The sequence below is a fragment of the Clostridium sp. AM49-4BH genome (assembly GCF_003478335.1).
Taxonomy (GTDB): Bacteria; Bacillota; Clostridia; order Lachnospirales; family Lachnospiraceae; genus Butyribacter.
Genome location: NZ_QUFB01000066.1, coordinates 1 through 11,447, shown reverse-complemented (window position 1 = coordinate 11,447; position 11,447 = coordinate 1). Strand labels below are relative to the sequence as shown.

Here is an 11,447-nt window from a genome sequence, read left to right as displayed (position 1 = left end):
AACTGGATGCCGTCCAGTACTATCATGATCACCGTGAACTGGGATTGGTCGGCTGTGCATCAAATCTAGGCATCAGCCAGCAGTCTCTGTCCAGATGGCAGAAGGAGCTGCGGGAATCCGGTGATCTGGAATGCCGTGGATCCGGCAATTATTCTTCGGATGAGGCAAAAGAGATTGCCCGTCTGAAGAGAGAATTACGTGATGCCAAGGACGCACTTGATGTGCTAAAAAAAGCCATAAACATTCTGGGCGATAACGGAAGCTGTTTATCTCGAAGTTACCGTTAAAGCAGAAAACGCTAAAAAAGCAGGACGCCGGGTTTCTGTTTCCGGAATGTTAAAATATTTAGGCGTTTCACGGTCAGGGTATGCCGCATGGAAACGGCATATACCATCCGATACTGCCAAACGCAGAAAACTGCTCAAGGACAAGATCAAAAAGATTTATGACGATTCTCATCAGAATTATGGTGTCCCCAAGATCACAAAGGAATTGCGTAAAACAGGGGAAAACATTTCTGAAAGAACTGTCGGCAAATACATGAAACAAATGGGCATCAAGGCCCAATGGATCCGTCCATGGACAGTAACAACCAAGGATTCCGATTTCAGTAATGAATTACAAAATATCCTTGATGAGCAGTTTAATCCTGAACGTCCAAATGCAGTCTGGTGTTCAGATATCACATATATCTGGACGATGGAAGGTTTTGTATATCTGACCAGCATTATGGATCTGTATTCAAGAAAGATCATTGCATGGACGCTTTCCAAAACATTGGAAACATCCTGTGTGATTGAAACTATAAACAAAGCAAAAGTAAAACGCAGCACCGAATTACCTTTGATCATCCACAGTGACAGAGGCAGCCAGTATGTATCGAAAGAATATAAAAAGGCAACAGCAAAAATGAATCGAAGCTATTCCAAGAAAGCTTTTCCTCGGGACAATGCCTGTATCGAATCCTTTCATTCGCTGATAAAACGGGAATGGCTGAACCGCTTTAAGATCAGCAATTACAAACATGCATACCGCCTGGTATTTGAATACTTGGAAACGTTTTATAATACCAAACGAATTCATAGTCATTGCGATTATATGTCACCCGATGATTTTGAAAGATTGTATCAACAGGCAACTTCGGAATTGCTGGCAGGTTAGAATGAGAAAAACTCATTTTAACTTGTACTAAATCTTGACATAGGACCAGTGATTTCTGTAATGGGGAAACAATTTGCCACAGGTATTTAATAACAGACAACTCTCAGATTATGTAATCGCAAATCGGAATTTTACGGAGACGAGAAGATGGAAGTAGAAATTGTAGAAATTAAAGAAGAAGAAAAAGAAGTATTATTAAATCTAATAGAAAAATATCTTTATGAATTTTCTCAGTGGGAAAAGACAGATGTGAATGTTGAGGGGAACTACGGATATGAATACCTAGATTGTTATTTTGAGGAAGAGAATAGATATCCCTATTTCATAAAAGTTGATGGTAAATTAGCTGGTTTTGCGATGATAAGTGATTACCCAGAAGTGCCTGAAGAAACAACAGATTATTGTTTGTCAGAGTTTTTTGTGATGCATAAATATCGCAGAGGTGGGGTTGGCAGAAAAGCAGTTAATTCGGTTTTAGATAAACATCACGGCAAATGGCAGTTGAAAAGACATCCGCACAATACTGTTTCAGTAAAATTTTGCCGGATGATGAATGTATTATTTTTGTGCGTGGGGAAAATCCAATCCGGGATAAGAAATGGTTCCCGTGGGAACATGAAGCATATCTGGAAGCAAGAAAATGTGGTGCTTTTGTCCCGGCGGTGCATAAAGAAAAACAGAAACAGCAGATGGAAGAATGTGACTTTATCGGGGAAGATTCATTGAAATATCTCAAAAAGCAGCAATCGAAAAATGAAAACATCCGGCTGTATGAACTGGACGCCTTTTCCTTTATGATGATGGATCTGGATGCGATGGAGAAGAAGATTCATTCCACGCCAAAAGATGTCAAAGGAGCAGAAGTGGAAAAGACGATCACTGCCGGCATGATCCAGTCTGCAGTAAATCATGAAATGAAACGGGAAGCGGAAGAGCGCAAAGCATGGTTTATCGAAAACTTTGATAAACTCGCACTGCTTGATACCTATGCTTCCGAGTGGACGAGCGAGACGAGAAGAAAAGTAATCCGCGAACTGCTGAAGGAAGGAGCAGAGGAAGAGGTGATTAAGTCCATCGTTCGTCCGGAGATTGAGGAAGGACAGGTACTGCAGAAGAAGATGTGGCTGGAGATGAGGGGGAAAGAGAACTAAACAAACTCTGAGATTCAGTATTTTAATGCTTTTGAGCTGATTTCGCTTTGCATAGATTATATTCAGAGTTTGCATTTTATCAGATGGATTATAGGAAATCAGTTATTTAAGATTACGTCCATTTTGCTTACGTTGATGAAGGGTGATAAGGTGGTCAATGTTGGAGAAATACTCGCCAATCTTTATTTGTTCTTCCATTATTGGGAATGCAATTGTTGTGCCACCCACCAGTTCTTTGTTAAGATTATTAACGGTACTTCCTGCTGCCATAGCCTTGTATTGATTGAGCATGCCATCTGTTCCGAGTAAAGTACAAAGAAACTTTAAATCGAAGTTCTTTTGGGTATTCCTAATAGCAAGCCAACCATCATGAATACAGCCATCTATCGCCATTATATATGGTCTTCCAAAGCTCATCGAATTTGATAAAATCAAATCTCCTGGATGAACTTCTCTAGTTTTAGAGAGTCCTTCAGCTCTGATTTTTTCTGCCGTTTGAGTAATATAATTTCCCTGTTCTGGGGCATCACCAATTTTAACCCAATTCAATCCATTTTCATCATTTGTGATAAATTTATCTATTGGTCTTGGAGATCCACCACGTTCAATTGTCACCAGTTCAGAGAACTTACGCTGTTCCCAAGCATCAGTAAATCCAGGAAATCTGACCTCGGGATACAACTGATTTTTTTTCGGAAACATTTTTTGAAGCATTGACTTTTTCATTTTTTTCACATGCTCCAACTTACGCTGATGAAGAGTGATAAGGTTGTCAAGGTTATCTAACGCCTCTGCAATTTTCTTTTGTTCAGGCACTGATGGCATAAGCATTTGACATTCGCAAAGTTTATCATAATAAAAATATAAGCGAACACTTCCTTCCTGTAATCGTTCAATCCATTTTGGAAACTCATCGGACTTAAACCAGTGCCAAAGGAATCTATCATCTACGTAATCAGCTGTTTGAAAAACCTCGTAAAGCGAGCTAACTATTACATTTTCGGTCCCTTCATAGTAGCCTATTGAACCAACATTAATTCTTGCCGGATTGTATGCGAATGAATTAGGCATAACAATGTTATATGCTTTTCTATCTGTATCTTTCATATAGCCAAAGTCATCATGGGCTTCACTTTGCTTTATAAATCCATGCTCATTTGTGATGGCATATGGCTCTAAATCAAGATCCTCTTTGTTCCTTTTTCCCGCATTCCAAGTAAACTCTGAGAACTTACGCTGTTCCCAAGTATCTACAAACATGTCCATCATACATACCCACTTATCATATAAAAAACAGTATTTCCAAAGTAAAAGTTTTTTTATTTGCTCTTGCTTGTAATTTCTATGTTACTAATTCGATAATAATTATAATCATTCATCGACATATAAAACCATTTTGAAAGGAGTGCTTACATATGCAAACAACAGTTAATAAAAGTAACATGTTATTTTGCGATTACTATAAACAGTGGATTTCTGTCTATAAGGAAGGAGCCATCAGACCGGTAACCATGAATAAATATAATATGGCTCATAATTGGTTAATCAAATTAATACCTGACCTTATCATAAGTGATCTTGATCGCATTACATATCAAAAACTGCTAAATGATTATGCAGCTGAACACGAGCGACAAACAACAATGGATTTTCATCATCATCTGAAATGCGCAATTCTAGACGCTGTGGATGAAGGTCTTATTTTACATGATCCAACAAGAAAGGCTATCATTAAAGGCAAGCCGCCTCGCGAGAAAAAGCCAAAATATTTGAACCAATATGAACTACATAAATTATTAGATGACCTTAATCTTTCAGAAGAGATCAACCTAGATTGGCTTATTCTGTTGATTGCTAAAACAGGTATGCGATTTTCTGAAGCCTTGGCGCTTACGCCAAAAGATTTTGATTTAAGCCGACAATTACTTTCTGTATCAAAAACCTGGGATTATAAAGGAGAAGGTGGGTTCTTACCCACAAAAAACGAATCCTCTGTAAGAAAAATCCCCTTAGATTGGCAGACGGTAATTCAATTTGCCGAATTAATCAAACATCTTCCAGAAGATAAACCAATTTTTGTGAAGAAAAAAATTTATAACTCTACAGTAAACCATTTGCTTGCTAGACATTGCCGCAACGCAGCAGTACCTATAATATCAGTTCATGGATTACGACACACTCATGCATCACTCTTGCTCTTTGCTGGGGTATCTATTGCAAGTGTTGCCCGAAGACTAGGTCATTCAAACATCACCACTACACAAAAGACCTATCTTCACATCATCCAAGAGCTCGAGAGTAAGGATATAGATATCATTATGAGATCATTATCTAACCTTAATTCATAAAGATTCATTTATATGTCGATGATGGATAAAATAAAGCTTGCAGCCTTTTTAAAATTACTGCAAGCTTTATCTAAAACATGCTTCCTGATATTCTGTTAAATACCCAGCAATTTAAATTGCTCCTCAATCTGTTTTTCTAACTCTTCTATCTCTTTCCGATCTTGAGCCAGCAGATTTCTAACCTCATTTATATCAATTTCCTCTTCTTCCTCAGTAGTATCTACATAACGAGGAATATTTAGATTATACTCATTCTGACGGATTTCCTCAATGCTTGCTAAATGAGCATATTTAGGAATATCCTTCCTTTCTCGATATGCTGAAATAATTTTTTCAATGTTCTCAGCAGACAGTTTATTTTGATTTTTACCTTTTTCAAAATCGTTAGAAGCATCAATAAACAAAATATCCTTGGTACTGCGTTTTTTCTTCAGCACCATAACTATAGTAGGAATGCCCGTACCATAAAAAAGATTTGAAGGTAAACCGATAACAGCATAAATGCGATTTCCACATCGATGTTCAATCAAATTCTTCCGTATAACACCCTCTGCTGCTCCTCTGAAAAGCACTCCATGCGGAAGAACAATTGCCATGGTTCCCTCTTCACTAAGATGATATAATCCATGAAGAACAAAAGCATAATCTGCCTTTGTTTTCGGGGCAAGCTTTCCTCCATAATCCTTAAACCTTGGATCTTTCAGTTTTGATTCACAATTATCCCAATGTGCCGAGTATGGTGGATTTGCAACAACTGCATCAAATGAGCATCTAGGCTGATCAATTCCCTTTGCGTCCAAGCCATCAGGCCAATCACTCTCTAATGTATCAGCATTAGATAAATTCATATTCTGATATGCCACCCCGTGCATCATCAAATTCATTCGAGCCAAGTTATATGTAGTCGTATTAAGTTCCTGACCATAAAATTTGACAGCTCCCGCATTGCTTCCACCCGGTATCTCATCTTGAACTGTCAAAAGCAAAGACCCCGATCCGCATGTCGGATCATATACACTGAATACACTGTCTGATTCTTCGACATCATCAGTAACAACCTTTGCCAAAATCTTAGACACCTCATGCGGGGTATAAAACTCACCACCTTTTTTGCCGGCAGAGGCAGCAAACTGTCCAATTAAATATTCATAAATCTCACCAAGAATATCTTTACCATCATCAGACCTATATTCAACACCATCAACAAGTTTCACAATACGATTTAATGATTTTGCGCGCTCATTGGTGGATGATCCAAGTCTCGAATCACCAAGATTTATGTCATTGAATACTCCTCTAAAGTCTTTTTCAGCCTCTCTGTTCAACTTTGCATGTTCATCAAAATTAACAAAAATTGTCTGATAATCACTTGGAATCACTTCGCTGTTCTCAATCTTCTCCACAAGAGAAGCCCAAGTATCGTTTGGTTCAATCGCATAGCCAAGTGCTGATGAAATATCTTCAATATAATCATTCAGATCATCCCCACTCGCCTGTTCTTTGTACGCCTCATTTATTGTCTGATTTGTTTCAATGTCAATTACATTTTGAGACACCAAATACTGCTCTTGATGTTCTGATAAATATCTATAAAACATAAATGCCAAAATATAATTTTTATACTCTGAAGCATCCATATTTCCTCTTAACTCGTTAGCCATTGCCCATAATTGGGATGTTATTGTATTTAAATCACTCATTTCGTTATCCTCTCTTTCTTTTTATATAACATTTGTTGTAGCATGCCTTTTTTTAGTAGTTGCAGGTGATCCAACTCTCGCTGATGAAGAGTGATGAGGTTGTCGAGACTTTGAAAATATTCCCCAACTTCTTTCTGTTCATCAAAACTCGGCAAGCAAATCGGTGTATCCGATAATTGTGTAATCGTGTAATGTGCTATAGTTCCAACATGAGAAATACTTCCCAAATAATTTCTAAAGGTTGGAGAGAAGAAAAATTCATATAAAAAATATGGATGAAATTTCCCTTTGTTTTTTATCCATAACAAATCTGCATCTTTTGTGTATAATGGCTTATTATTCGTCACAATATAAGGATTTCCAACTGATCCTCCACCTGTAACAAGGATATCTCCTTCTTCTAATTTTCCTGATACTTTAGAAAGTTTTTCATACAATTCTTCTGAAATAAACGCTTTTTCATTTTCAGTTCCATTTATTGCTGCCATTACATCACTCGATCTATAAAAAGGTACTCCATTTGATGTCCATTCATCTTTATGAACTCGTGATGCTGACTTTAATTCTGTTATTTCACCGAACTTACGCTGTTCCCAAGCATCAGTAAATCCAGGAAATCTGACCTCGGGATACAACTGATTTTTTTTCGGAAACATTTTTTGAAGCATTGACTTTTTCATTTTTTTCACATGCTCCAACTTACGCTGATGAAGAGTGATGAGGTGGTCAATGTTGGAAAAATACCGTCCGATTCGTCGTTGTTCCTCTTTTGTGGGAAATAAATTTTCTAACTTAACAAGCTTATTTACAGCCAATCCAGGCTGCGCAGATTGATCTGAATATTGTCCTAAATTCATTGTATCCAACATGTAATACAAGAACTTGATATCATTGTTTATATCCGCATCTACAACTACTGCGTGTTCAGTAAAATAAGCCTTTCCAACAGAGTAATTCATATTTCCACACAAAGCCCCCTGCCGACCAATCAATGCAAATTCACCATCATGATTGTAATCCGAAGTATACCCTCTTAATCCATTTCCTCCATAGACGGGATAATCTCCTGCTGTATCTATCTGATCTGCCTTCAAAGAAGTCCCACTTTTGAATTCTTGGCATACTTCACCCAACTTACGCTGTTCCCAAGGTTCCGTAAAACCTGGGAATCTAATTTTAGGTACATTCTTTTTGTCACTCATATTTTTCCTCCTTTTCAGTTTTCGGCCATCTTATCAGCCAACTTATAAATTGCTTCTCTTAAACCGTTACGATATTTAATTCTAGACAAAGCCTGTACTTCTTCATCTAGAGCCATCGTCTTATACTCTTCACTAGCACTCTTTATAATGTCGCTTATTTCACCAGCATCATCTAAATCTTGTTTGCCATAACGATGCCGACTAAATAATGCACACATTTCTGCACTTGTTATCACATCGGTAATCCCCCACTTCCCTCGAAAATTAAGGAACACCCTGTTAATGCTTATAGTATTTGCAGCACGAATTACCTTTTCACAATCCTTAAGATGTGCCGGATATCGGAAATCCGAACCTTTCGGTGGATATTCACCTTTTCGAATGGCATCCGCAGCATTTAAAATCTTTGTGGCATAAGCACGATCATCCAGTCCATTTGCAAATTGATCAATTTTGTCTTTCGTTTCATCAGCTTCCTGATCATTACCATCATGCACAGCATTTAACAGCTTATTAACCAACTCCGTAAGATAATCATAATCAATCTTAATATCTTTAACATGAGTCATACGAAGTTCAATTTGATATACAGGAATATCTTTTTTCTTTGAAATATAAGCCTTAAGTTCATTTGTAAGAACAGTTGTCAACATTACTTCCTGCTCCGGCGTCATCCCGACTTTTCTAATCAAGTCATCTGGATTATTGTAATCAAATCCTTCATCTGATTTATTTTCCGGATCATAATCATATTGTTTTAATTTTGCCATTCCTACATTATATTCGCGAAGTCGTTCAAGCATATTTTCCTTCTGCTTCTCAGATGGTGGCAACTGAATAAATTCGCATGTCATATCAGACAACTTATTTACTACTGTTTTACTTCACCTAGAACATCATTAAATTTAGGTGCTGTAATCCCATCATTGACATTTTGCCTTTCTCTTTCTTCATCAGATAAAGTGGCAGAATCTTTGTTAGCGTATATCGCAAGAGCCCCATTCATGAGTTTTTCATTCTCTGCAGGCCAACGATAATTAACTACACGTCCCCATGGTTTTTCCTGCATATCAGCCACTCGGTTTGTCCTCGAGTAAGCCTGTATCAGTCCAGCACGTTTTATGTTCTGTCAACATATAAGGTATTTAATTCCGGTGCATCAAATCCTGTAAGTAGCTGATCCACAACAATTACTAGATCCAGAAAATTGCCATCACTAGCAGTTTTATTCAACCTAGAAATTACATCTTGTGTATAACCGGAAACATCTCCCATAGTAAAAGCTACACCAAACTCCTTATAATAAGCATCCATTGCTCTATGCAACCCATTATTAGTTACAAGCATACTGTCATTATTTGTATTATTAGCACTAAATGTCACTGCCACCTTAAGCGTAAATAGTCCCTGTTCTTCACGCTCCCGATTCACTCTTTGAAATTCGTCAAAATACATCATTGCCATTGGGGTACTTGCTTTTCCTCCGCCAACATGTGTAGTCAAAAGTGCGTTATACCTTCCATCATTTGATCGATTTTGCCATTTATCATATATATCTTTTACAACCAGTTTTATATGATCTAAGTTTTCGTCATAAAAACTAGGCTCAATCGCATCATCCATGTCCTCCATAGTTAAATTATTAATTTTGTCCTGAATTTTTTCTTCCGACCATTTGGGATATTTTTCCTTATAAAACTCAGGAAGATACTTCTGTTTCATTTCATCTTCCGGAATCGTAGTTTCAAAATCCACCTTAAATCCCAATACATTTCGATCAGCAATTGCTTCCCGAATCGTATAAGCATGAAGCAATGGTCCAAAGATATCCTCCGTTCTCAATCCCTTTGTTGTTTCATCAAACATTGGAGTACCTGTATATCCTACCCATGCTGCATGTTTAAACGCCTTTTGAATGTTTTCAAAAGATTCTCCACCCGTAGAACGATGCGCTTCATCAACAATAAATACAATATTCTTTTCTGGCGTCTTAAAGGATTTCCTCTTAATTAGAGAATCTAGCTTCTGCACAGAAGTTACAATAATTCCATTTGACTTCGATTTCAGTTTACGGCTCAAATCTGTTGTATTATTGGTATCCTGTACAATACCATCAAATTGATCTGTTGCATCTGGATCGTAAGCCCTATAATTCTCATTGGTTTGTTTCGTCAGCTGAATACGGTCAACTACAAAGACAACTTTATCAACTTTAGGCATACGGCTAGATAACCAAGCTGTCTTAAACGAGGTAATCGTCTTTCCTGATCCGGTAGTATGCCAAATATAGCCCACCTTATTGTTTCCAAAATCAAAGTCAACTTTTTTAATCCCCTCTATAACTTCCTGCGTTGCATACACCTGGTATGGACGCATCACCTTTAACGTCTGCTTATTCGGCGTACCATCAAGAATCATATAGTTTGTTGCCATCTGATGCGCCATAGGTATTGACAACATAGAATCTGCAAATTCCTTCCAGTCTCTTACAATACCATTATCACTTCTTCTCTGCCAGTGAAATGCAAAATCCTTATTAAACTTCTCCGAAGTTGTATTTGCCATATATTTTACATTATTTGGCGTCATTGCAATCAGAATCTGTAATGCTGAAAAAATGTCGCCATACTGCCCTTCATCAATGTACTGATGCATCTGATTTAAAGCCTCATTAACATCATGAGTGTCTCTTTTTTCTTCAATTTGAATAATAGGAAGTCCATTAATTAAAAGCGTTGTGTCAAAGCGACGATTCATTTTACCATTTATGACCGCTGGACGCTCAATTTGATTTACAACTTGATAAACTGTATCTCCTGCACCAATCTCTTTTTGATCAAATACAGTTAAAAATACATGGCGTCCATCATCAAGATCTATCTCTATCTGAGACACACCATTCAACCCATAAAGAAACTGTCCTGCTTCATACGGAGTGTGTAAATCTGATATGATTTTTTTCACCTGATTGAACTCCGCTTCACTCATAGGATGCTCTAACACATTTTGATTATGTTGCTCCAGTATTGTCTTGAAATTATTCCAAAGTTGAGGGGTTGTTTTGATATCTGGTTCATATTTCCAGAGTTTTGTTTTAACAACTTTGTTTCCTAAACCTGTAGCAGAAAATTCAGGGATTCCTGCTAAACATTCAGGATTAGTAACAGTTCCTGTAGTAATATACTGAATCAACTCCGTCTCAAACATTTGCTCATTCATCCGTCTACCTCCTTAAGTTTTTCTATTGTTAATACTTTCTCCAACTCAGCAGCCCGCTTTTTTAATGCATGTAGCCGTAATTGTTTAAAATAAATATCACCTATGATTTTTTGCTTTTCATAAGAATGCAACTTTGGTAATTCCAATCTTCTTAGCTGTTTTACTGTATGTTTTAAAACTGCCGAACCTTGAAGTTCTTTTAGCCATTGCTTCTTTATAAATTCACTTTCATTCAGTAAATACACTAAATAATTACCATCTATTCTTTCTTGTGGAATCAATTTAGCATAATTTTGTGTATACAAATATCCTTGATGGCTATGCCTAACAATTGTTGCTCTTCCCGAAATCAAGCTAAATAGAATATCGCCCCCTTTTATCAGACTTAAATCATCCAAGGTCGATATAGTCTTCGCTTCCTCGCCACCTAATTCAATCCCAACCAAATCATTCTCCAGCTCTTGTTGCCCGTAAAAGTTGTAGGTAGGCGCCGAATCCAGCAATGACTCCTTTATTCTAAATTGAGGAGTTCCCATTGTAATTGTAATAACATCTTCTATTCTCATTTTGTGCCTTTCCATAATTACATTTTCATGTTGCATCTATATAATACTCTAGAAATCAAAAGTTGTCAACCCATATTTTTGTAATTTTCCATAATTACAA

General features: G+C 37.2%; 8 protein-coding genes and 2 pseudogenes. 5 read left to right on the top strand and 5 right to left on the bottom strand.

Annotation, left to right across the window (positions count from 1 at the left end; translation table 11 throughout):
- The 4 genes and pseudogenes from DW981_RS13190 to DW981_RS13175 all read left to right on the top strand — a co-directional run.
- Window positions 1–287: pseudogene (locus DW981_RS13190) on the top strand (hypothetical protein); the annotation flags it as partial.
- A gap of 46 nt (window positions 288–333) precedes the next feature.
- The gene (locus tag DW981_RS13185) at window positions 334–1,161 is read left to right on the top strand and encodes an IS3 family transposase (RefSeq protein ID WP_243034767.1); all 828 of its coding nucleotides are present in this window, start codon (window positions 334–336) and stop codon (window positions 1,159–1,161) included.
- A 147-nt stretch (window positions 1,162–1,308) separates the two neighbouring features.
- Window positions 1,309–1,887, top strand: a complete 579-nt coding sequence (locus DW981_RS13180) for a GNAT family N-acetyltransferase (protein WP_118508043.1) — start codon at window positions 1,309–1,311, stop codon at window positions 1,885–1,887.
- Complete coding sequence (locus DW981_RS13175; protein ID WP_182434291.1) at window positions 1,884–2,312, top strand: hypothetical protein; 429 nt, start codon at window positions 1,884–1,886, stop codon at window positions 2,310–2,312. Before DW981_RS13180 ends, DW981_RS13175 begins: the two co-directional genes overlap by 4 nt.
- Before the next feature lie 102 nt (window positions 2,313–2,414).
- Here the strand turns inward: DW981_RS13175 and DW981_RS13170 are convergent, their stop codons facing one another.
- Entirely contained in the window at window positions 2,415–3,581 is a 1,167-nt protein-coding gene (locus DW981_RS13170; RefSeq protein WP_118508041.1) for a restriction endonuclease subunit S, read from the bottom strand.
- Between the two features lie 146 nt (window positions 3,582–3,727).
- Here DW981_RS13170 and DW981_RS13165 point away from each other — a divergent pair, with 146 nt between their 5' ends.
- Entirely contained in the window at window positions 3,728–4,660 is a 933-nt protein-coding gene (locus DW981_RS13165; protein WP_118508040.1) for a site-specific integrase, read from the top strand.
- Between the two features lie 95 nt (window positions 4,661–4,755).
- On the opposite strand, the gene DW981_RS13160 is transcribed toward DW981_RS13165, so the two are convergent.
- The 4 genes and pseudogenes from DW981_RS13160 to DW981_RS13140 form a co-directional block, all read right to left on the bottom strand.
- A complete protein-coding gene (locus DW981_RS13160; protein WP_118508039.1) occupies window positions 4,756–6,360 on the bottom strand; it encodes a type I restriction-modification system subunit M in 1,605 nt (534 codons plus the stop codon).
- A complete protein-coding gene (locus DW981_RS15810; RefSeq protein WP_243034766.1) occupies window positions 6,357–7,562 on the bottom strand; it encodes a restriction endonuclease subunit S in 1,206 nt (401 codons plus the stop codon). Before DW981_RS15810 ends, DW981_RS13160 begins: the two co-directional genes overlap by 4 nt.
- A gap of 14 nt (window positions 7,563–7,576) precedes the next feature.
- Window positions 7,577–10,781: pseudogene (locus DW981_RS13145) on the bottom strand (HsdR family type I site-specific deoxyribonuclease).
- Window positions 10,778–11,347 carry a restriction endonuclease subunit S gene (locus DW981_RS13140; RefSeq protein ID WP_118508038.1) on the bottom strand — a complete coding sequence of 190 codons (570 nt, stop codon included), beginning with the start codon at window positions 11,345–11,347 and terminating at the stop codon, window positions 10,778–10,780. The pseudogene DW981_RS13145 and the gene DW981_RS13140 overlap by 4 nt, the downstream one beginning before the upstream one ends.
- Window positions 11,348–11,447 lie beyond the last annotated feature (100 nt).

Excerpts from the sequence above, each read along its gene's own strand:
- DW981_RS13165 (WP_118508040.1), top strand. The coding sequence starts at position 3,728 with ATGCAAACAACAGTTAATAAAAGTAACATGTTATTTTGCGATTACTAT.
- DW981_RS15810 (WP_243034766.1), bottom strand. The coding sequence starts at position 7,562 with ATGAGTGACAAAAAGAATGTACCTAAAATTAGATTCCCAGGTTTTACG.
- DW981_RS13185 (WP_243034767.1), top strand. The coding sequence starts at position 334 with ATGTTAAAATATTTAGGCGTTTCACGGTCAGGGTATGCCGCATGGAAA.
- DW981_RS13180 (WP_118508043.1), top strand. The coding sequence starts at position 1,309 with ATGGAAGTAGAAATTGTAGAAATTAAAGAAGAAGAAAAAGAAGTATTA.
- DW981_RS13160 (WP_118508039.1), bottom strand. The coding sequence starts at position 6,360 with ATGAGTGATTTAAATACAATAACATCCCAATTATGGGCAATGGCTAAC.
- DW981_RS13140 (WP_118508038.1), bottom strand. The coding sequence starts at position 11,347 with ATGAGAATAGAAGATGTTATTACAATTACAATGGGAACTCCTCAATTT.
- DW981_RS13170 (WP_118508041.1), bottom strand. The coding sequence starts at position 3,581 with ATGATGGACATGTTTGTAGATACTTGGGAACAGCGTAAGTTCTCAGAG.